Annotated in this window: 31 protein-coding genes; 30 read left to right on the top strand and 1 reads right to left on the bottom strand. The window is 40.8% G+C overall.

Annotated elements, in window-relative coordinates:
• Positions 1-176 precede the first annotated feature (176 nt).
• From R8N46_RS23400 to R8N46_RS23375, 6 genes are all read left to right on the top strand, one after another.
• Positions 177-479: a hypothetical protein gene (locus R8N46_RS23400; RefSeq protein ID WP_054730763.1), complete on the top strand. Its 303-nt coding sequence runs from the start codon at positions 177-179 to the stop codon at positions 477-479.
• A gap of 232 nt (positions 480-711) precedes the next feature.
• Positions 712-1,056 (top strand): antibiotic biosynthesis monooxygenase family protein, encoded by a 345-nt coding sequence (locus tag R8N46_RS23395; protein WP_009705215.1) that lies wholly within the window; start codon positions 712-714, stop codon positions 1,054-1,056.
• Between the two features lie 313 nt (positions 1,057-1,369).
• Complete coding sequence (locus R8N46_RS23390) at positions 1,370-1,531, top strand: hypothetical protein (RefSeq protein WP_181881296.1); 162 nt, start codon at positions 1,370-1,372, stop codon at positions 1,529-1,531.
• Positions 1,532-1,686: 155 nt separating this feature from the next.
• Complete coding sequence (locus R8N46_RS23385) at positions 1,687-2,145, top strand: GNAT family N-acetyltransferase (RefSeq protein ID WP_031781187.1); 459 nt, start codon at positions 1,687-1,689, stop codon at positions 2,143-2,145.
• Positions 2,146-2,292: 147 nt separating this feature from the next.
• Positions 2,293-2,709, top strand: coding sequence for a DUF6678 family protein (locus R8N46_RS23380; protein ID WP_256903414.1), 417 nt, complete (start codon positions 2,293-2,295; stop codon positions 2,707-2,709).
• A 142-nt stretch (positions 2,710-2,851) separates the two neighbouring features.
• Positions 2,852-3,409 (top strand): nucleotidyltransferase domain-containing protein, encoded by a 558-nt coding sequence (locus R8N46_RS23375; RefSeq protein WP_115386100.1) that lies wholly within the window; start codon positions 2,852-2,854, stop codon positions 3,407-3,409.
• 220 nt (positions 3,410-3,629) lie between these two features.
• Here R8N46_RS23375 and R8N46_RS23370 read toward each other — a convergent pair whose 3' ends face one another.
• Entirely contained in the window at positions 3,630-3,932 is a 303-nt protein-coding gene (locus R8N46_RS23370; RefSeq protein ID WP_115386099.1) for a hypothetical protein, read from the bottom strand.
• 749 nt (positions 3,933-4,681) lie between these two features.
• Between R8N46_RS23370 and R8N46_RS23365 the strand changes: the two genes are divergently transcribed.
• From R8N46_RS23365 to R8N46_RS23235, 24 genes are all read left to right on the top strand, one after another.
• The gene (locus R8N46_RS23365; RefSeq protein WP_115386097.1) at positions 4,682-5,176 is read left to right on the top strand and encodes a GNAT family N-acetyltransferase; all 495 of its coding nucleotides are present in this window, start codon (positions 4,682-4,684) and stop codon (positions 5,174-5,176) included.
• A 137-nt stretch (positions 5,177-5,313) separates the two neighbouring features.
• Entirely contained in the window at positions 5,314-5,664 is a 351-nt protein-coding gene (locus tag R8N46_RS23360) for a hypothetical protein (protein ID WP_115386425.1), read from the top strand.
• Positions 5,665-5,821: 157 nt separating this feature from the next.
• Positions 5,822-6,331, top strand: a complete 510-nt coding sequence (locus R8N46_RS23355; RefSeq protein WP_115386096.1) for a GNAT family N-acetyltransferase — start codon at positions 5,822-5,824, stop codon at positions 6,329-6,331.
• Positions 6,332-6,474: 143 nt separating this feature from the next.
• Positions 6,475-6,984 carry a GNAT family N-acetyltransferase gene (locus tag R8N46_RS23350; RefSeq protein WP_031779151.1) on the top strand — a complete coding sequence of 170 codons (510 nt, stop codon included), beginning with the start codon at positions 6,475-6,477 and terminating at the stop codon, positions 6,982-6,984.
• A gap of 132 nt (positions 6,985-7,116) precedes the next feature.
• Positions 7,117-7,953: an AbiJ-NTD4 domain-containing protein gene (locus R8N46_RS23345; protein ID WP_147289570.1), complete on the top strand. Its 837-nt coding sequence runs from the start codon at positions 7,117-7,119 to the stop codon at positions 7,951-7,953.
• A gap of 140 nt (positions 7,954-8,093) precedes the next feature.
• Positions 8,094-8,783 (top strand): TOPRIM nucleotidyl transferase/hydrolase domain-containing protein, encoded by a 690-nt coding sequence (locus tag R8N46_RS23340; protein WP_029784276.1) that lies wholly within the window; start codon positions 8,094-8,096, stop codon positions 8,781-8,783.
• Between the two features lie 720 nt (positions 8,784-9,503).
• Positions 9,504-10,346, top strand: a complete 843-nt coding sequence (locus R8N46_RS23335; RefSeq protein ID WP_080540093.1) for a DUF5677 domain-containing protein — start codon at positions 9,504-9,506, stop codon at positions 10,344-10,346.
• 146 nt (positions 10,347-10,492) lie between these two features.
• Entirely contained in the window at positions 10,493-10,951 is a 459-nt protein-coding gene (locus R8N46_RS23330; RefSeq protein ID WP_115386092.1) for a GNAT family N-acetyltransferase, read from the top strand.
• Positions 10,952-11,102: 151 nt separating this feature from the next.
• Complete coding sequence (locus tag R8N46_RS23320; RefSeq protein ID WP_318098549.1) at positions 11,103-11,510, top strand: hypothetical protein; 408 nt, start codon at positions 11,103-11,105, stop codon at positions 11,508-11,510.
• A 139-nt stretch (positions 11,511-11,649) separates the two neighbouring features.
• Positions 11,650-12,054: a hydrolase gene (locus tag R8N46_RS23315; RefSeq protein WP_250156753.1), complete on the top strand. Its 405-nt coding sequence runs from the start codon at positions 11,650-11,652 to the stop codon at positions 12,052-12,054.
• 150 nt (positions 12,055-12,204) lie between these two features.
• Complete coding sequence (locus tag R8N46_RS23310) at positions 12,205-12,573, top strand: hypothetical protein (RefSeq protein ID WP_318098550.1); 369 nt, start codon at positions 12,205-12,207, stop codon at positions 12,571-12,573.
• Positions 12,574-12,716: 143 nt separating this feature from the next.
• Entirely contained in the window at positions 12,717-13,214 is a 498-nt protein-coding gene (locus tag R8N46_RS23305; protein WP_069536324.1) for a DNA topology modulation protein, read from the top strand.
• A gap of 137 nt (positions 13,215-13,351) precedes the next feature.
• Positions 13,352-14,092, top strand: a complete 741-nt coding sequence (locus tag R8N46_RS23295; protein WP_115386090.1) for a hypothetical protein — start codon at positions 13,352-13,354, stop codon at positions 14,090-14,092.
• Between the two features lie 105 nt (positions 14,093-14,197).
• Complete coding sequence (locus R8N46_RS23290; protein WP_054730813.1) at positions 14,198-14,686, top strand: hypothetical protein; 489 nt, start codon at positions 14,198-14,200, stop codon at positions 14,684-14,686.
• Between the two features lie 155 nt (positions 14,687-14,841).
• Entirely contained in the window at positions 14,842-15,252 is a 411-nt protein-coding gene (locus tag R8N46_RS23285; protein ID WP_021033956.1) for a cytidine deaminase, read from the top strand.
• A 139-nt stretch (positions 15,253-15,391) separates the two neighbouring features.
• Positions 15,392-15,934 (top strand): GNAT family N-acetyltransferase, encoded by a 543-nt coding sequence (locus tag R8N46_RS23280; protein WP_170897297.1) that lies wholly within the window; start codon positions 15,392-15,394, stop codon positions 15,932-15,934.
• Positions 15,935-16,069: 135 nt separating this feature from the next.
• A complete protein-coding gene (locus R8N46_RS23275) occupies positions 16,070-16,672 on the top strand; it encodes a DUF922 domain-containing protein (protein ID WP_025769020.1) in 603 nt (200 codons plus the stop codon).
• Positions 16,673-16,861: 189 nt separating this feature from the next.
• Positions 16,862-17,119, top strand: coding sequence for a type II toxin-antitoxin system Phd/YefM family antitoxin (locus R8N46_RS23270; protein ID WP_005377012.1), 258 nt, complete (start codon positions 16,862-16,864; stop codon positions 17,117-17,119).
• Complete coding sequence (locus R8N46_RS23265) at positions 17,107-17,409, top strand: type II toxin-antitoxin system RelE/ParE family toxin (protein WP_005377013.1); 303 nt, start codon at positions 17,107-17,109, stop codon at positions 17,407-17,409. Before R8N46_RS23270 ends, R8N46_RS23265 begins: the two co-directional genes overlap by 13 nt.
• Before the next feature lie 156 nt (positions 17,410-17,565).
• Positions 17,566-18,207 carry a hypothetical protein gene (locus tag R8N46_RS23260; RefSeq protein WP_115386087.1) on the top strand — a complete coding sequence of 214 codons (642 nt, stop codon included), beginning with the start codon at positions 17,566-17,568 and terminating at the stop codon, positions 18,205-18,207.
• Positions 18,208-18,455: 248 nt separating this feature from the next.
• Positions 18,456-18,809 (top strand): hypothetical protein, encoded by a 354-nt coding sequence (locus R8N46_RS23255; protein WP_147289569.1) that lies wholly within the window; start codon positions 18,456-18,458, stop codon positions 18,807-18,809.
• Between the two features lie 154 nt (positions 18,810-18,963).
• A complete protein-coding gene (locus R8N46_RS23245; RefSeq protein ID WP_025796455.1) occupies positions 18,964-19,425 on the top strand; it encodes a GIY-YIG nuclease family protein in 462 nt (153 codons plus the stop codon).
• Positions 19,426-19,539: 114 nt separating this feature from the next.
• Positions 19,540-19,860: a hypothetical protein gene (locus R8N46_RS23240; RefSeq protein ID WP_053300079.1), complete on the top strand. Its 321-nt coding sequence runs from the start codon at positions 19,540-19,542 to the stop codon at positions 19,858-19,860.
• 677 nt (positions 19,861-20,537) lie between these two features.
• On the top strand, positions 20,538-20,933 hold the full coding sequence (locus R8N46_RS23235; RefSeq protein WP_115386085.1) for a DUF3465 domain-containing protein: 396 nt from the start codon (positions 20,538-20,540) through the stop codon (positions 20,931-20,933).
• Positions 20,934-21,198: the final 265 nt, after the last annotated feature.

Genomic DNA, 21,198 nt, shown 5'->3' with positions numbered 1-21,198 from the left:
CGCATAAATAGAAGTAGCGCATGTACTAACAAATTGCTTAAGAGTGATTCGTAACGCGTGGCATTTTTACTTTGCGGTGGCTTTTGGTGATTAAGGCGCTGTGCGGTAGCTTTTGCATTGCGTTACTCACACCTTAGCAAGGCGTTATACGTTTTGGGGAAATCGGGGGCAAGGAAATGTCTGAAGAAGCGATTAAACTAGCAAAGAACCTACTCGAAACAGATGATAATTATATAGAAAACATAATTGCATTATCGCGTATTGGAAACGAAATGTATGGGCAATGCTGGAACACTGATTACCACGTATTTGGTCTCATAGCATCGGAGACAGACCATTTACCTCTTAATCATGTTCGTTTGAATTGCTCAGAGGAGTTTCTCGTAAAAGCTGATAAAGAGCTAGTTGAAACGATGAAGTTTTATCGTTCCGATGTTGTTAGTGCTTGCAATAAGATCATCAGAAATATAAACGTATAACAAAGCGTTTAAGGCAGATTCGCAACGCGTGGCATTTTTGGTTTTTATCGGCTTTAGTGTTTACGGCACAATGTTTTAGGTCGGTGGCCTGCGTTGCTCACTACTTAACGCGGCGTTATGTGAATGGCGAAAGATCACAGAATCTAATCTCTAACTGCTTGCTATAACTCATATTTACAGCAGCTCCAATTCGGTAAAATGCTCGAATATATTAGTCGTAGTCTGGTGAGTTATGATCGCAGTAATTTTTGAAGTACAGGTAGCAGAGGGTAAAACTTCTGAATATCTAGATATTGCAAGCGAACTAAAACCGCTGCTATCAGATATTGATGGTTTTATCTCAATCGAACGCTTCCAAAGTCTAACAAATGACAGCAAGGTTCTATCTTTGTCATTTTGGCGTGACGAAGAAGCAATTCAAGAATGGCGCAACCTAGAATCTCATCGATTTGCTCAATTAAAAGGTCGTAGTGGTGTTTTTGAAAGCTACAGACTCAGAGTTGCAGGTGTCATCAGAGATTATGGCATGGACATACGCTCAGAAGCCCCAAAAGATAGTATCGACGCACACGGCTAAAATTCACATAACAAACTGTTCAAGAGGGATTCGCAACGCGTGGCATTTTCACTATGCGTTGGTTTTGGTGTTTAAGGTGGTATGCGGCAGCTTAAGTATTGCGTTGCTCACCCCTTAACAGGGCGTTATGTGCTAAAGCGTATTCTTAACCATAAATGCTAATCTTGGTATAAAATTAGGTCTGAATAATCTAACTTGCTGTATATGGTTCTTTTATTCGCATCACATTTTCTCATTGTAAGTTGGTATATTTTGGGGAACGTTGTTCTTTAAATTGGTTATTGGGCAACCCATTAGATACGGGAGGTATGAAATGGCGAAAATATTTTCAATTATCTGGCTTACACTGCGTGATCTAGCAAAAACGAAAAGTGAAAATCCAGATGACGAAGAGCTGCCAAAAACTTTTAATAGTATTTTGGATATAGCTAAACAAAGTGAGCCAAAGTCCTATGAAGAGTTCAAGGATAAATAGGGAAAAACGCACATAACAAAGCATTTAAGAGTGATTCCCAACGCTTGGCACTTTCATTCCATCGTTGGGTTTTGTGTTTACGGTGGTATGGTTAAGTTTCGTGGAAGCGTTGCTCACACCTTAATGCGGCGTTATGTGCTTTGGTGGAAATGGATATGGAAATCACAATCAGGCGTATCAAAACAGAAAGCATTGAAGACAAAGGTATATTCGAGACTTTGTTTAGAGAGTACCTATCTGGATTCTCAGTTGAGCTAGATCTCTCAGTAATTGCTCAGTTATTTGCATTGCCTTATTTCCACGGATTTATCAGTTTTGTCGACGATAAGCCCGCCGGTTTTGCGGTTTGCTTTGAATCGTTTTCAACTTATCGTGCGCAAAGAGTGATGAATATCCATGACTTTATGGTGTCGGACAACTTTCGTGGCAAAGGTGTGGGCAAAGCGCAACTGAATGGTATCGAACAGCATTGTCGTGATAATGATTACCTCAAAATCACACTAGAGGTCGGTGATGATAATGTTGCAGCTAAAAAGCTCTACAGTTCATTGGACTACGAAGATTACAGAGTAGTTTTGACAGGGCAGCAACATTGGCAAAAGTACCTCAATTAGCACGCACATAACAAACTGTTCAAGAGGGATTCGCAACGCGTGGCATTTTCACTATGCGTTGGTTTTAGTGTTTAAGGTGGTATGCGGTGGCTTTGGTATTGCGTTGCTCACCCCTTAACAGGGCGTTATACGTTTGGAGGCTTTGATATGCCAGCAAGAATGGATGAATACCTAGATAAGGTTATTAAAAATCGATTTTCAGTGTCACTAATGTCAAATGCTAAATGGCGTAAAGTGTGTACGGTATTGGATGTGCCAGAATTGATGTTGAGCCAGTGTTACTGGAAGTTTGTTGATAACGATTATGAGTTTCTAGGCTGGTTTACCAAATCAGGTGAGTTAATGGAAAAGTATGTGGGTGACTATGGCTCAGGTCCTTTCGCCTACAAGCGAATTGAGTGGTTAGAAATCCCCAAAGTAGGTAAGCCTAGTGGGTATGAAAATGTGCCCTTTAAACATTGGCACCAAGATATAGATGGAGCATTGAGTGTCTTACACTCAGTTGGGCACTTCGATATTGAGCTCACAAATAGAGGGTTGCGTATCTACGGTTTCAGAGAGTAAACGTATAACAATCTGTTCAAGAGTGATTCGCAACGCGTGGCATTTTTACTATGCGTTGGTTTTAGTGTTTAAGGTGGTATGCGGTGGCTTCGGTATTGCTTTGCTCACACCTTAACAGGGCGTTATACAAACGGAGAAAGTTGTGAGTCAGGATGAATTAAATATTGAACATTTACCACTTCAAAATGAGCTAGTTAAGTCCGCTCGTGTATCATTTTCCTCTGAGGACAATGTATTAGCAGCGGTGCTGTTGGGTTCACTTGCTGCCGGCAAAGGCGATCGAATATCTGATGCTGACATTCTCATTTTTACCCAAAATGGGTTCCACAAAATCGCGGATTTATGCTTCTCCAATTTCGAAGCTGGCAAAGAAATCTTCTACTGCCTTGAAGGTTTTCATAATGAAAATGCGTTCTTTAAAAAGTATATTTTCAACGATTTGACCAGCGCGGAGATTCACTGTTTAGACGTAAATGAGCCTTTCAATATATCTAAACCGTTTAAAGTTCTATTCGATAAATCGGGTATCGTAGAGTCGCGTCTAACCGATGAACCAGCCCCAAAGCACGAAGACTTTCCAGCTTATACGAATGGCGACAAAGGATTAATATGGGAGCTTTTCGACTGTATAAAATGGTTAAGCCGTGACAATAATGAATTGGCTAAAGCTCACCTTAAAAAGCTATCTGGCAAGCTGTAACTGTTTGTATAACAAGGCGTTCAAGAGGGACAGTCAACGCGTGGCGAATTTGGTTTAAATCTTGGCATTTGTGTTTACGGTGGTAAATTGAAGTTTGGTGGTAGCGCGTTGCTGCCCCTTAACGCGGCGTTAGTCGCCAGAAAAAGCTAGCAATCAAAATCATGTTTCTAAGCTTAAGATTTGGCTGATGATTGTTTGCTATACAGACTCTTCATCGTGGTCAAAACTCAGTTTCAGCTGTTTCAAGTCCAAAGTTTTGCAAGTGTCCAAGCGGTATTTTTGGTCTTTGGTGCTGACAGAGCAGGGCAATCGAGCGTCTGTTCTTAGTTGCAACTCTGCTCGGTGAGTTTGTTGGTACAAAAGCCGATTCACTCGCTGAAAAGACGTTTTCTCTGGTGTGGTAATTTCCACGTGGTTTCAGTGATTTTGTTGAAAGTCCGCACTGTGAGATTGGTTTTCCAAAAGCGCTTTTTGGTGTTGTCAGTCCGTTTTCTACGGAGTTGTTTGTTCCAAGTGGTTTCATTGAGTAGCCGTTTTGAGACTACGCCTGACTTAAGTGCATCAAAGCACATAAAGTTTGTTGTTCGCAAAGTTTAGTTCGGCTTAAAATTGTCGCTCGGTGCCTCGCGACTAACAAACTGTTTAAGAGTGATTCGCAACGCGTGGCACTTTTACTATGCGGTGGTTTTAGTGATTAAGGTGGTATGCGGCGACATAGGTATTGCGTTGCTCACACCTTAACAGGGCGTTAGCCCTCACGAAAAGGTACATGTAGTCATGAAAGGACGTTGCCCTAATTGCAATGCAGAGCCTGAGTCGATTCCTCTTAGCCAAAAGTGTTTTCAATGTGGAGAGTTCTCAAATGACTGGATTATTTATGATTGGGAAGGATATTGCAGATACAAGAGAGTAATGATTAGATGTAATTGGGTCCTTTTGGTATTGTGCTCTGCTAACTTATTGGCAATTGTACTAGGCTCTGCTGATCCAATTCAGTGGCTATTTTGTTTGCTCATTATTCCAGCAATAGTGAGTTTAACTAGGTCTTATTATGCAATCGCTAACTCTAAACACTATAAAGGACATCGCTTAAGGGATATAAGCCCATGGTTTCCTTGGTTGTAAAGGGCTAACAAACAATTTAAGAGTGATTCAGCACGCTTGGCATTTTTGGCATGCGTCAGTTTAAGTGATTAAAGTGGTATGCGGCAGCATCTGTAGTGCGTGCTTCACACCTTAATTGGGCGTTATGTGCTTTTGAGGAAAATTGACATGGAAGTAGTAGAAGCGAGTCCAGATTTAGCTCCAATATTAGCGAGTTACGCGAAAGAATGTTTGGAGTCGGGTATCCCTAAGTATTTAGGCGTTGATCAAGATCCTGAAGCTTATTTATCAGGTTTGGCTGAACGTTCTAAGGCAACTTCTGAATTACCAAACGGTTATTTACCCAGCACAACATATTATTGCGTATCTGGCTCTGAAATCTTAGGCGCTATTCGAATTCGTAAAGGTACTAATGCCAATGTAGAAAATGTCATTGGGCATGTTGGTTACGAAACTAGACCGTCAGCTCGTGGTAAAGGTATAGCCTCATTTCTCCTCGCTTGGGTGCGAGACCATGTTGTCACTGACTCAGTTATTGTTACTTGTTCAATTGACAATCCAGCGTCCCAAAAGGTTATCGAAAACTGTGGTGGTGAGTATCTTGGCAACCACACAAGTGAAACCGAGGGCACTGTAAGGCGCTACCGTTTAGCACGCACATAACAAAGCGTTCAAGAGGGGTTCTCAACGCTTGGCAGTTTTGGTTCAAAGTTTAGCTTTTGTGATTATGGCACAATGGTTTAGGTAAGGTGGTGGCGTTGTTCACCCCTTAACGCGGCGTTATGCTCTAGGAGATGATTTTGCTCGATTTATTAAAGAAAGTGTTTCTAATTAACCTCTCAGCGGCTCTTGTTGTTATCGCTCTAGCCCAGTTTGTTCCATTCTTTGCTACTACTCAGTTGGTCGACTTTCTTTTCTTTGTTGTCATCGTCATATGGGTTTTAGCGAAGCTAATGTGGGAAGGTGGTGTCCATAGTAAGACGACTCGGTTAGATGATCCTAGAAGAGATAAGGTTTACAAAATGGTAGAGGGGCATGATTTCGAAAAAGACGAACGAGAGCACTATCGAATGAACTACCAAACAGGCTTAGTTTTCTTCATAGCCGGTCTACCGGCGTTTATTGCTTGTTTAGTCCTTCAATTTCTTTGAGTACGAGCATAACAAAGCGTTTAAGACAGATTCGCAACGCTCGGCATTCTTAGTTTGAATCAGCTTTGGTGATTAAGGCACAATGGTTTAGGTTCGGTAGTCAGCGTTGCTCACTACTTAACGCGGCGTTATAAAGCTCGAAGAAAAAGGAAATTTCGTGGAAATTCGAACAGGTAAACTTGAAGATGTTGCTGGTATTACAGACATCTTTAATTTTTATATTGAACACACCAATGCACGCTTTGAGGAAGTTCCATTTACTCTGGAAAATCGTCAGAAATGGTTTTCTCAGTTCTCTAGCAACACCAAATATCAACTATATGTCGCTATAGAAAACGGCGAATTGCTAGGTTTTGCATGTTCCCAACAGTACAGAGCAATTTCAGCTTTTGACGATACTGTAGAAGTGACCGTGTATCTGGCACAAGAAGCTAAAGGGAAAGGTTTAGGTTCTAAACTATATACTCAGTTGTTCTCATCTATTCGTGCTTACGGTGTCCACCGTGTATTGTCGGGTGTTGCATTACCAAACGACGCATCAGTTGCATTACATAAACGGTTTGGTTTCAGAGAAGTCGGAGTTTTCAATGAGTATGCGAAGAAACACAGGCAGTACATAAGCTCGGTGTGGTTAGAAAAGGCGTTTAACGTAGAGTCCGCTTTATAACAAACAATTTAAGAGTGATTCGGCACGCGTGGCATTTTTGGTATGCGTTGGTTTTAGTGGTTAAGGTGGTATGCGGAAGCATCGGTATTGCGTGCCTCACACCTTAATTGGGCGTTATAAAGCTCGAAGAAAAAGGACATTTCGTGGAAATTCGAACAGGCAAACTTGAAGATGTTGCTGGTATCACCGACATCTTTAATTTTTATATTGAGCATACTAATGCACGTTTTGAGGAAGTTCCATTTACTCTGGAAAATCGTCAGAAATGGTTTTCTCAGTTTTCTAGCACTACCAAATATCAACTATATGTAGCCACAGAAAACGGCGTGTTGCTAGGTTTTGCCTGTTCCCAACAGTACAGAGCAATTTCAGCTTTTGACGACACCGTAGAAGTGACCGTTTATTTGGCACAAGAAGCAAAGGGGAAAGGTTTAGGTTCTAAACTATATACTCAGTTGTTCTCATCAATTCGTGCTTATGGTGTCCATCGTGTATTGTCGGGTGTTGCATTACCAAACGACGCATCAGTTGCATTACATAAGCGGTTTGGTTTCAGAGAAGTTGGAGTTTTCAATGAGTATGCAAAGAAACATGGACAGTACATTAGCTCGGTGTGGTTAGAAAAGGCGTTTAACGTAGAGTCAGCTTTATAACAAACAATTTAAGAGTGATTCGGCACGCGTGGCATTTTTACTATGCGTTAGTTTTAGTGGTTAAGGTGGTATGCGGAAGTATCGTATTGCGTGCCTCACACCTTAATTGGGCGTTATGTGTAAGGAGTAAATATGAGATTTTCGTCCAGATTTATCAAAGCCAAAGGCGAGCAGGAGATTATCTTTGAAGATGCTCCGAAGAAAACTAGGATTGGGTATTATTCTAATGTCCTAGAGCCATATTTGAAGTCTGGTAGGCAAGGTCAGTTCGAACCTCTTGATTGCTATGAAGTTCATGAACAGTTTTGTAAGCTTATTCGTGATGAGAACTTGCCATGGGACTACGACGATCAAGATGGTCGTACATCACTCTACAGCCATCTACTTATCTGTGACTGGTTTGAGTTCTACGACTTAGTTGAGATGGTTGCGAAAGTCTTAATCGAATACAATAGTGACCCATTCGCAAGTGATTTGTATCGTTACCAAGGCTATCAAACAAAGCTAAACGCATTGTTTGAAGAAGACGCAGTTGGTTGGCGACTAAATGAGTCTGGTGAACTTTACCGACACATACCAGAAGCTCTGGTTTCTAGGTTAAACAGTGTTTCATCCGACATTGAAGCTCAGTATCAACCTGCCCGAGCACATTACAAGAAAGCAGTTAAATTTCTTTATCAGCACCCGATAGATCCTGCCAATGCAATTAAAGAAATAGTCAGTGCATTGGAAAGTGTAGCGAGGGTTCAAAATACAAGTGCTTCGACTTTAGGGGAAGCCATTAAGCAAATGAAGAAAAAAGAGCAATGTCCTCGACTATTATTGGATTCAATGGACAAGCTTTACGCATACGCTAATAGTACTGTTCGTCATGGTAATAAAGAGGTGGTTGAAATCACTCTTCAAGAAGCTGAGCTGGCGCTGCATACTGGCATCGCATTTATTCGCTATCTTATTGATAGTAAGTGAAATTACACATAACAAAGCATTTAAGAGTGATTCGCAACGCTTGGCAGTTTCGCTTCGCTCAAGTATAGCCAAGCGCTGCTCACACCTTAATGCGGCGTTATATTTTTATTTGAGGTCATATGCCGGATAGAAGAGATAAGTTGGAAGCTGATGCGCTAGACGAGCTACGTGGTCAGTTAGAACAATGGGAAATTGCAAGTAAAGAGTCAGCACTTGAACAGTGTATTTACTTGTTTGTTGAAGGTGAAAGTGAAGAACTTGCTTTCCGTATTTTACTCGAAGAAGGGCTTGGAGTTGACTTTGAGAAGCTAGGGGTTGTGGTAGCCAACTATAATGGTATTGGCAATTTAAAGCACACCTTACGTTTGATGAACTTAACCTTAAGTCATGAAAGACCAATGATCTTCACATTTGACGATGATAATAAGTCTTTAATCAGTGGGCTAGGACAGCAACCTGACAATATTTACCTATTTAAAGTTCCATCTTCACCAGTAGTTACATTACCGAATGGTGATCGTGGAGGTTCGTTTGAAGAGTCGTTTAAAGCGTCTGATTTTATTAATGCGCTTTTTGATACGACTTTGCTCAAGCGTAATCCTCAAGTCAACAAACAACAGTTCATTGCTAGTTTTGATCCCGCGCTTCCCTTCTATGACCAGTCGGTTAAATATCTTCGTGCGCAGAACCTACAGAGCTATCTACCATCAAAAATAGAAATTGCTGAGCATATGGCAACTGAGTGCGATCCAGAGCCTGAAACTTACGTGAAACTTGCGGAGTTGATAAAACGAATTAGGTCAGAGAATCCAGTGCAAGTAAAAATATAACAAAGCGTTTAAGACAGATTCGCAACGCGTGGCATTCTCAGTTCAAATTGAGTTTTGTGTTTAAGGTGCAATGGTTTAGGTTAGGTGCAGGCGTCGCTCACTACTTAACGCGGCGTTATGTTTCACTTTGATTTAGAAGAAATAAAAGGTTTCTTGGCGCTTATTTCTTTGGTCTCTTTGGCAATTCTTTCGAGTTGTCTCAGCAATTCAATATTGTCTGCTCAAGTTCATGAATCCCTCAAATATAATCACGCTTCAAAGTTCGTGGGTTGCTTCAATTCGAAGTCGCGTCTGAGCGTTGAAAATTGGTCTGGCTTAAAGTCGCTTTGGTTCTATTTCCCAATTAGCAAATCAGAGCGGGGCTTTCAGCAATTTGAGTTTTGTTTTTCGTTGTTTTGAAAGGGATGCCATCACTTGCTGAAAGTCATCAAAGTTGCCTCAATCAAATTCCCGAGAATTACATGTTTTGTGTTTATCGCTTTTGTCGGATTATTCCACAACATCGTGTGACGCAAGTTAAACAATTTCTTATGCAATTCAGTTCTTTGCCATGTGAGCGAGTCAGTTGTGGTAAAACATAACAAAGTGTTTAAGAGGGATTCGTCAACGCGTGGCGCTTTCACTTCAACTCAGTTTAAGTGATTAAGGCGGTCATATCCGCTTTGGCGGTAGCGTTGTCTCACCCCTTAACACGGCGTTATGTGTTTATGAGGAAGTTGCGTGAAAAATGAATCCGCTGGCTACAACATGGACGATTTTCATGTTGCTTTAAGCGCATTTGATAAAGCTGTTTGTGAAGCGTGTGCTGTAAGTAATTTTATAGGGAGCCGCTATGTTGTTCCTTATAAAGGATACTCTTCCCACATCTTTACTAGAATGTGTTTACATTCACAGGCTCTTATCTCTGCATTACCGAAAACTCGGTGGGCAAAACGAGATTACGAGTGCTGGGAGTTTAGTCTTATAGCTCCTCATGTCCGTGCATTAATGGAAGGCTATCTTCTGTTTTTCTATTTGTCTGAAGCACCTATTAGTGAAGATGAATGGTACGTAAAACTCAATGTCATGCACCTAAATGACTGTACTCGTCGAGTTAGGCTTCATCAAAACATACGAAGCGCTGAAGACGAAGAGGGTTTTCGTGAACAGCAAACAGAACTGAAAAATCGCTTAAAAGGATCCGAGTTTTTTAAAGAACTCCCGTCTAAGCTTCAAAAGCAGTTATTAACTGGAAAGGCTCTTATGATCCCTTCACGAGATGAGCTACTCGAAAAATTAGATGTAGATACTGGCGAGTTTAATGCGTTTTATGACATAGTTTCAAATTACACGCACATACTGCCGATTTCTTACTACCGAAGTGAAGGTAATGGACGAGGAACAGGCGTTCAAAATCGAACGGATTTGTCTTATATAGTTATCTCTTTAATTAACGCTTCTCATTGGTTGAACATTTCTACGGAAAGAATGGTTGAATTATTTCCTGATACAGCCAAGGTTAGAAAAGGGAAGAAATCTAAGTTTACTTTGGGTCCAAAGGAAAATACTAAGAACCGAAAATAAACACATAACAAACGCTTTAAGACGGATTCGCAACGCGTGGCATTTTTACTATGCGTCGATTTTAGTGTTTAAGGTGGTATGCGGCGGCTTCTGTATTGCGTTGCTCACCACTTAAGCGGGCGTTATGTGCTTTGGTGGAAATGAATATGGAAATCACAATCAGGTGTATCGAAACAGAAAGCATTGAGGACAAAGGTATATTCGAGGCTTTGTTTAGAGAGTACCTATCTGAATTCTCAGTTGAGCTAGATCTCTCAGTAATTGCTCAGCTATTTTCATTGCCTTATTTCCACGGATTTATCAGTTTTGTCGACGATAAGCCCGCCGGTTTTGCGGTTTGCTTTGAATCGTTCTCAACTTATCGTGCGCAAAGAGTGATGAATATCCATGACTTTATGGTGTCGGACAACTTTCGTAGTAAAGGTGTTGGCAATGCGCAGATGAATGGTATCGAACAGTATTGTCGTCATAATGATTACCTCAAAATCACATTAGAGGTCGGTGATGATAATGTTGCAGCTAAAAAGCTCTACAGTTCATTGGGCTACGAAGATTACAGAGTCGCTTTGAAAGGGCAGCAACATTGGCAAAAGTACCTCAATTAGCACGCACATAACAAACTGTTCAAGAGGGATTCGCAACGCGTGGCATTTTCACTATGCGTTGGTTTTAGTGTTTAAGGTGGTATGCGGTGGCTTTGGTATTGCGTTGCTCACCCCTTAACAGGGCGTTATGTGTTTAATTTGAGTTCAGTATATGAATCATGAGTTTTATGAGCACTTGATTGAGAGTGATGAATTTTGTTTGTATTTGGGGCGTTTAACTTTATTGGTCTCAAAACTTGAATCTAGATTGAAAGAAATAATTATTGCCTCAGAGGTTAAAGTTAGAATCAAGTTAGATAAACCGACATTAGGTCCTTTAATCGGTTGCTGCAAAGAACACCAACTTGTGAATAAAGACATCGTTTTTTTGTTGGGTTACATATTGGAACGTCGCAATTACGTAGTTCACAATTTGTACCCATTGTTCGATGGTAAAATTGAACCGACCCTTTTACCAAATGACAATCTGGTTTCAGAAGATGCAGAATATCTTTTTGCTAAGTGTGTTCGAGAGTTGTCGGAAGAGGTGAAAGAAACTCTTAAAATGTTAAACACATAACAAACTGTTTAAGAGTGATTCGCAACGCGTGGCATTTTTACTATGCGTTGCGTTTAGTGTTTAAGGTGGTTTGCGGTGGCATCGGCATTGCGTTGCTCACACCTTAACAGGGCGTTATGTGCTTTGGGAGAAAATGGACATGGATATTCCCGATAGATTCAAAAATGTAAGATACGTTTCATCCCGCATTCCAGGTTGCAAAGATGATTCCGACTTAACGCTTGGAGCTAACTGTCAGGTCTTTGCGTATAATCTGCTCAGAGACTTCGGTCTAAATCCACCTAACTACCGTTCTAGTGAACTGTGGAATGACTCAGAGTTGAGTGAGGTGGTCACTGAGTTTAAGCCGCTAGATATCATGTTGTACAGCGACTCTGCTGACTCATACGGAGCACACGTTGGAGTGTACGCCGGTAATGGACTCGTCTACCATCTGTCTTTGTCCAATGGCTTACCCAAGTTTGAGCGCCATTTAGACTTACTTCAACAAAGTAAGTATCGGTTTTTTATTGGTGCCAAGCGTATAAAGCAGTTTGGTGCATAACGTAAGCACGCACATAACAAACTGTTCAAGAGGGATTCGCAACGCGTGGCATTTTTACTATGCGTTGATTTTAGTGTTTAAGGTGGTATGCGGCGGCTTCGGTATTGCGTTGCTCACCCCTTAACAGGGCGTTATGTGCTTGGAGATCAAATGATAAAACAGCCTCCTTACAAAGTTGAGTTTGGCCAATCTGGAGAAGTCCCTCCGGCGCACGTTTTTGCCATAGATAATACCTCAATAAATTTAAGCAATAGCAGTCGAGATGGCGATACAGGCGGTCGTATTGATGAGCTTGCTCTCAATGGTGGGATTCAATCAAAGGAAACCAAACAGATGATGCTTGAGCTCAATAAGCAGGGTTTTGTGTTTGCTTACGATGATAAAGCTTATATTTCACCTAGCCATTTTATGAAGCAACTTTTATTGAGCGGTGACCTAAGAACATCATTCAAAGAAATCAGTTGGTCAAGTCCAAAGCGATGGTGTCTTACAGAGTATGAATTTGAGCAACGCACATAACAAACTGTTCAAGAGGGATTCGCAACGCGTGGCATTTTTACTATGCGTTGATTTTAGTGTTTAAGGTGGTTTGCGGAGGCTTCGGTATTGCGTTGCTCACCCCTTAACAGGGCGTTAACTGGATTGATGACGAGGTAAGTCCGATGAAAAGAATTGCGGTCATTGGTTCCGGCGGTTCGGGTAAATCCACATTTTCGGCACTATTAGGTAAAAAGTTGAATTTGCCTGTTCATCATCTCGATCAGCTATATTGGAAACCAAATTGGGTTAAAACTCCAAAAGATGACTGGCTCAAAATTCAAAAAAGTCTTTGTGAAAGCGAGTGTTGGATTATCGATGGTAATTACCAGAGTACCCTTGATATAAGGTTTGAAGCTTGTGACACAGTAATATTCTTAGATGTAAACCGATATACCTGTATCTATCGAGCACTAAAGAGAACATTATTAAGTAGTAAGCGTCCAGATTTAGCTGAAGGTTGCGATGAAAGGTTTGATATCGAGTTCATCAAATTTTTATGGGACTATCCTAAAAATTCGAAACCCGTAATAATGGACAAACTCAATACACTTACAAGCAATAAGCGTATAATTATCGCAAAATCGGTAGAGCAAGCACTCCACCTTTGCAAATCCAGTTAACAAACAGTTTAAGAGGGATTCAGCACGCGTGGCATTTTTGGTATGCGTTTGATTTCGGTGTTGAAGTGCCATGCAGCAACATCGGTATTGCGTGCTTCACCCCTTAACTGGGCGTTAGCCTTCGTAGGAGAAATTTCGTGGATAATATTCCAAATACTTTTTTAACAAGAGCATCGGATATTCTTGGTGATACTACATTGGGTTTGTCTGGTTCAAACATCGTCAAAGCATTTAGCGGTTATGCGTATGATTTTGATGTTGAAATTCCCCATAGTATCTACCCATTTGATGCGCCAAATAAGAGAAGCGCATTGTTAGATAACTTAAAGGTTTTTGAGCCAGAGTTGCAATACAAAATTATAAGAGAGCTTTGTGAGCACCCTAAGTTACCTCAGCCTGTAGCGGAAGATATTAATAACCTAAAAATTCAACTTATCGCACGTTATAGTAGTGTTTTCGGTAATGTAGTCGATACAACTCTGAATCAGCCATTAGTTGAAGAAGTTAAGTCGTTTCTGTATGACTTCCCAAGTAGTGAGGCTGTTTATCTAACGGCTCTAACAAAGTTCAACAACAACGTTTTTGAACGTAACTTATTTGATGATTTACGTTTGTCTTTGGAGCTTCTCCTAAAAGAGGTATTTGGCAATGAAAAGTCACTAGAAAATCAAGTCCCTTTAATCGGACAGTTTATTAGCTCTAAAGGTGGATCAAAGCACTTTTCTAATATGTTTAGAACTTTGGTTGATTACTATACGAAGTATCAAAATGCATTTGTTAAGCACAATGATGCAGTAGTCGAGGAAGAGGTCGAGTTTATCTTTGAGATGACATCCTCCTTCATGAAACATTTAATCAAGATGCACCACAAAGGCTAACAAAGCATTTAAGAGTGATTCGCAACGCCTGGCAGTTTCGCTTCGCTCAAGTATAGCCAAACGTCGCTCACACCTTAATGCGGCGTTAGCTGTAATGGAGTAATAATGAGTAAATTTGAAGAGTTAAGTAGTTTACTGGAAGCGTATGGTCAGGAGACCGAACATGCTCGCAAAGCGTTTCCGGTAAATAGCATAGAATGCTTAGACTCTGTTCCCGATTCTCAAGGGGTCTATTGGATAGAGACGACAATGCCAATATCCAAGGTTAGAGAAGCTATATCGGAATTAAACGGAAAGGAAAAAAAGTTACGTGTTAAACCACCAATAGGCACTAGTTTGATAACCCAAGTCGAGGCTGAACCTATTGTGATTTACTCTGGTACTGAAAATAATTTGAATAGCCGTTTAAAGCAACACCTCTTCAATCTTGGTAGCAAGAAAACAGCGAAATTAGGCTGTATTATCAGTCAACCACCATTCGACTCTTATGAGTGGTTCGTCAGTTACGCTGAAATTGACAGTTATGAGCTTCGCTATGCAGTTGAGGCATGGTGGAGACTAAATATGGGTTGGCCACAGTTCTGCTTGAGATAACAGCTAACAAACTGTTCAAGAGGGATTCGCAACGCGTGGCATTTTCACTATGCGTTGGTTTTAGTGTTTAAGGTGGTATGCGGCGGCATCGGTATTGCGTTGCTCACCCCTTAACAGGGCGTTATAGCGCACGATAAAATTGAATATGGATGGTCATGGATAATATCGAAAAAGAGCTCTATCAAGCAGCAATAGAACTAGTAAATATGCGATATCCTTCTGGTTGGGGTGGAGCTGCGGCTGTTAGAACAGAGTCAGGAAAAATATTAACAAGCATTGCTCCTGATACTAAAAACGATGCTCTTTCACTATGCATGGAGGTGGGAGCGTATTTAGAGGCTCACAAACTCAATGAGCGAGTGACCCACTCATTATGCCTGTGTCGTGAGAGCGAGAACGATGAATTTCTAATTTTGTCACCATGCGGAGTTTGCCAAGAGCGCCTCGTCCATTGGGGTGGGGATGTCAAAGCAGCAATTACGACTTCAGGGAATGCATTGGTTTTCAAGACTATACGAGAATTAATGCCTCATCATTGGTCACTTGTAAACGGCAAAGCGCTATAACAAACTGTTTAAGAGTGATTCGCAACGCGTGGCATTTTTACTATGCGTTGGTTTTAGTGTTTAAGGTGGTATGCAGTGGCTTCGGTATTGCGTTGCTCACACCTTAACAGGGCGTTAGGCTTCAAGGAGGAAGTTGTTAGTGTTAATACCACAATGGGAATCAAAAAACTTGGTTTTCACTGAGTTTTCAAGTGATGAGGCGGAGCTAGCCAAGTCAATTTTTGACAGTAACTTAAATGTGAAAGCAATGGATCCAACGTTCAGGGATTGGTCTATCACAGAGTATGAAAAATTAATTGCTGAAAGTAATAAGTCAAAATTACCTGACGAGCAAGGTGCATTTTACCTAAGAAAAATTAGCACAAAGAAAGGTCAAGTGGTTGGTTACATACAGCTGGAGTTTCATGCTCCTTCAACTGGCACTCTTTGGCTTCCTATGTTAACAATTCTACCGAGCTTTAAAGGTAAAGGTTTGGGTTCAGAAATAGTTAGTAGTGTTATCGCCGTAGCTTGTGAATACGCAAAGCTACAAAACGTAGGTTTAAATGTTTACGCAGAAAACATTTCTGCTTTTAGGTTCTGGTACCGACAAGGTTTTACGCAAATTCGAGCTTTCGATCAAGAAATAGAATTAGGTAAAGAATACAATTGCTTAGTGCTATATCGTGAGCTGAAAGCCTAACAAACGCTTTAAGACGGATTCGCAACGCGTGGCATTTGTGGTTTGCGGTAAATTTAGTGATTTAGGTGGTATGCGGAAACATCGGTATTGCGTTGCTCACCACTTAAGCGGGCGTTATATGCTTCAAGGAAAATGATGAAAAAAATCGCACTTTCAATAGCTTGCTTAATGGCCTCCAATCAGGCTAATGCTGACGTTAGGTTAGACTTTCCCTTCCAGAAAAAGTTTGAAGTGTATGAGATTAGCGGCAATAGTGTTGAGGAAATTGAACACTCTTTTAACTCTAGACCTGACTTTCTAGTAAATGAGGGCTTTGACGGGTACACCGCGTGGAAATATGACTTCCATACGCATGATGATTCTTGCGAAATTCATGAATTTGATCTTGAAGTTACCTATGCACTTCCGAAGTTTGAAATGTCTAGGACTTCAGCTGAATCAGCTGAGGAGTTTCGCCCATATCTTGAGAAGCTCTATCGACATGAGCAGACTCATTGCGCGCTTGTAGTTAAGTCGATACACGAAATGTATCTAGCCTTCAAACTTGGACAGCGTGGAGGGTGTAGTAGCGCAAATGATAGAGTCATTGAGCTTGAAGGTGATTTGGTGGAAATTAATGCCCTGTTTGACGTTTATACATCGCACGGAGAAATTGAATTAGCAGAGTCTCCTTTTGGAGAGGAGCCTTACTTGAAAGTATGCGAAATACCTTTCGCGCCAATGTCACCACGCATATAACAAGAAATTTAAGAGTGATTCACAACGCTTGGCGCTATCACTTTAAGTGAATTTAGTGTTTATGGCACAATTCTTTAGGTAGAGTGGTTAGCGTTGTTCACACCTTAATTTGGCGTTAGCCGTCATGGAGCTTGCTATACTCAAAGTGATAGAATAGTATCACTTTAGTATTCCTTTGGAGCAGCTCTCATGAAAGTAGAACTAGTTACATCACTCAAACGTCAAGCAACTAAGATCCTCGCGGATCTCCACGATACCAAAGAGCCAGTGTTAATTACTGAGCATGGTAAGCCATCCGCTTATCTCGTTGATGTTGATGACTACGAGTTTATGCAAAATCGTTTAGCTATTCTTGAGGGTATTGCACGAGGTGAGCGTGCGCTAGCTGACGGTAAAGTGATAAGCCATGATGAAGCCAAGGACAAAATGTCAAAATGGCTGAAATAATCTGGACTGAACCAGCGTTATCTGACCTCAACGATATCGCTGAATACATCGCACTTGAAAATATCGTAGCTGCAAAGCAGTTAGTGCAAACGATCTTCTCCAAAGTCGAACGCCTACAAACTTTCCCAGAGTCAGGTCGTATTCCACCCGAGCTAGAACATCTAAGTTATCGTGAAGTTGTCGTTAATCCATGTCGTGTTTTCTATAAACAAGACGGTGACAAAGTGTTTATTCTGTTTGTTATTCGTGCAGAGAGAGATTTGCGTAAGTTCCTGTTGAGTAAGCAGTAACCTTTGGGAATGAGCGGCTAACAAACTGTTTAAGAGTGATTCGCAACGCGTGGCATTTTTTCTATGCGTTGGTTTTAGTGTTTAAGGTGGTATGCGGCGGCTTCGGCATTGCGTTGCTCACACCTTAACAGGGCGTTAGGTTTAATTGGTGAGATAGTGGATACTAGAAAATTATTCAGAGTTGAAGATAGCTACCCATACGGTAATGCATTGCTCAATTATCAGAGCAATGCAATTGAAGAGGTTTTAGGTTTTGCTGCAAGCTATCGACGTGCGGCTATGGCCTTAGTTGCTGGTCATGATAGACAAAAAGTGGTTGCTATTGATAATGCTGCACTGCCTATTGTGTTTCTTTACCGTCATTCATTTGAATTGTACTTGAAAGCAATGGTTTATCATTCCGCCGCCGTTACGATAAACAAAAGTGAAATTTCAGATGCATTACCCAAATTATGGAAAGGCCACTCTCTTGTAAAGTTGGTAAAAATGGTAAGCCCAGTGATTAAACCAAGCCCATCAAACAATTTAGTGTTTGATGGCGAGTTATATGAAAAAATCCTATCTGTGGCTAACCAAATTGATGCGATCGATGATGGTTCATATAGCTTCCGTTACCCTATAACTAGCAAGGAACAAGCGTCATTGCCCTCACACTTTATGTTCAACATCTTTATTTTTTCAGAGGTGGTCGAGAATATGCTCGATGATGTGTCACAGATTTGTAGGTCATTAAGGCATGGGGGTGAAAAAAACTCATGTCAAATGAAACTATCTTTACCTCGAGTCCTCGTAAAATAAACCTAACAAACAATTTAAGAGTGATTCAGCACGCTTGGCATTTTTGTGTTGGGTCAAGTTTAGTGATTAAGGTGTTCAAATTGAGTGTCGTGGTTGCGTGCTTCACACCTTAATTGGGCGTTATAAGCCCAAGGAAAATTTGAATGTTGAGAAAAATATTTCGAGAGTTATTAATATCGTTAATTTTGGGGAGTATCCCATGTTTCATCGCATACCATTTTAGCGGAGTGTCGGGAGTTACGAATTATTTGAAAGCAATCGATGTCTCAGAAACAACGGTTTACTATTTTTTACTTCTATCCGGTTTCCAGTTTTTAATTTCTGTATTGGGGAAATGGGCACCAAGGCGTTTTGATTCAGTTCGTAAAAGTTTTTGCTTTTTGTACGAAGTAGCCAATGAAGTCGGTACTAGTCTGCTTTGTTTATATCGTATCGTTACGGGCTCGGCTTTGGGTTGTTGTTTAATTGCGTTAACGTCTTATCCTGATTTTGGTGAGTTCAAATACGCTATGTCTTTTTTTGTTGCAGCATTATTGTTCTTATGGGTATGTGTACTTATCAGTGATACATACAATCATGCTAGAAAGCAGCAGTTAGCTTAGGCTTATAACAAACTGTTTAAGAGGGATTCGCAACGCGTGGCATTTTCACTATGCGTTGGTTTTAGTGTTTAAGGTGGTATGCGTTGGCTTCGGTATTGCGTTGCTCACCCCTTAACAGGGCGTTATGCGTTTTACGTGATTTAGAGGAATAGAAATGAAATTTGAAGGTATTGCTCAACTAAACGAATTCGTTCTATCTATCAATGACTTTATTCACAATGAGGAAAACCATTCAGTTGTCCAATACCCTCGAAATTCTGTTAGTAGCTGGAATGTAAAATCCATAGAAGAAGAGAACGAAGCCCTTCTTAATTCAGTTTCAGGTTCAGCAAATATTTACGCAATTTTTGAGTTAGAAGACAACAATGATAAGCCGACTCTGAAGTACATTGGTAAAACTACTCGAAGACTGGCAAGGCAACGCTTAAGAAATCATTTGATAACTAAGCATGCTAAAACTGGAGCTAAGTTAGAATCTGTAAAAGATCTAGTACGAAGGGGGCATACAATCAAAATAGCATACCTTCCAATTGAACCTGAGTCTTTAAGAAACTACGTTGAAGAAGAACTGATTTTTCTGAACAAAAGCGCAGAATGGAATCGAGAAAACGCATAACAAAGCATTTAAGAGTGATTCGCAACGCTTGGCGCTTTCGCTTCGCTCAAGTATAGCCAAGCGTCGCTCACACCTTAATGCGGCGTTATGTGCCAGTCTTCGGAAAAAGTAAATATGCGGAAAAAGATAGACTTAGAACCTTTGAGACATGCCATTAGACAGAACAATATGATGGCAGTTTGGCGAGAAAGCACTATCAGTGAGTATGAGTCTCCTGACGAACATGCGAATAAAAAGGCGCTAGAATCAAAGCGTAAGTTTGAACAGATCATGTCATCTGCAAAAAATGACGGTACCAAAGAATACTTAACATGGGCGATCAATACTTCGTTAAACCTGAAGCTAACTCGGGGGCATAGCGCTCAGGCAATTGGTGGGAAGCATTGGCAGTCATGGGGTTCTAAGGTTAAGAAACGTAACAAGAAAAGCACATAACAAGCAATTTAAGAGGGATTCACAACGCTTGGCATTTTTGCTTCTACTTCAATTTTAGTGTTTATGGCACAATGCTTAGGTTTGGGGGAAGGCGTTGTTCACCCCTTAATTGGGCGTTATGTGCTTTGGTGTTCGTAACGTTTAGATGTGTATGCAAGTCATTTTAAATTAGTAAAAGGAATTACTATGTCCAAAAAGGAATCGGATAAAAGTACAGCACTTAAGTTGGGTTTGTTCATGGCTGGCTCGGTATTTGGTGCGGTCTTGTATATCTTTTTTGCATTTCCAGCATCTTGATTGTTCGGGTTACTAAATGTTGTCGGTTAGGCTCAAGCTACATGTAGGGATAGAATGTTAGTTGCCATCGTATACATCATTGTCACACTTCTTATGGTTAAAGTGCTTTTAAAGAAGAAAGTCTCTAAAAGTGTACTTTTTTACTTCGCTCTTGAACTCTATTTTGGTCCAGTTGCGGTCGCCTCTTATATCGATTAGCTGTTCTGAGAGTACAGTTGTTCAGGTTAAGCACGCACATAACAAACTGTTCAAGAGGGATTCGCAACGCGTGGCAATTTCACTATGCGTTGGTTTTAGTGTTTAAGGTGGTATGCGGCGACTTCGGCATTGCGTTGCTCACCCCTTAACAGGGCGTTATGTGAATTGGAGAAATTGAGTATATGAAGAAGTTCTTCGCAATATTTATAGCAGCTTTTTGCTTAGTTTCAGTTGGTGCTCTAGCGAATGACTACAAGCTCGGACAGGCGTTTGAAAATCATCAAAGTGACCTTCAAGTTCGAGGTTCAGGAACAGTAATTCGCCTATTGCCAGATGACAACAAAGGAAGTCGACATCAAAAATTCATACTCAAATTAGATAGTAAGCAAACTTTACTTGTTGCTCATAACATCGACTTAGCACCAAGAATTCCCAATCTAAAAGTCGGCGATCGAGTTCAGTTTTACGGTGAATATGAATGGAATAAAAAGGGTGGTGTAATGCACTGGACACACCACGATCCCAACAATAGGCACCCGCATGGTTGGTTAAAGCACAACAGTAAAAAGTACGAGTAAAAATTCACATAACAAAGCATTTAAGAGTGATTCCCAACGCTTGGCATTTTCAGCTCATGGTTTGGTTTCGTGTTTACGGTGGTATGGTTAAGGTTTGGTAGTAGCGTTGCTCACACCTTAATGCGGCGTTAGTACGGGTTTGGCATTAAATGTCATAAGTTTTGGTGTGTATCTGTTTTGGCGCTCGCCTTTACACCTTTCAGTTAGTGCCTTTCACGTTCTTTCCGGTGGCACTATATACGGAGTGTTCGCTTTGATTTCACCG

This window comes from Vibrio sp. 1874 (genome assembly GCF_033344395.1).
GTDB classification, from domain to species: Bacteria; Pseudomonadota; Gammaproteobacteria; order Enterobacterales; family Vibrionaceae; genus Vibrio; species Vibrio alginolyticus.
The sequence above is the reverse complement of the archived record's forward strand: the minus strand, read 5'-3'. Positions and strand labels throughout refer to the sequence as shown.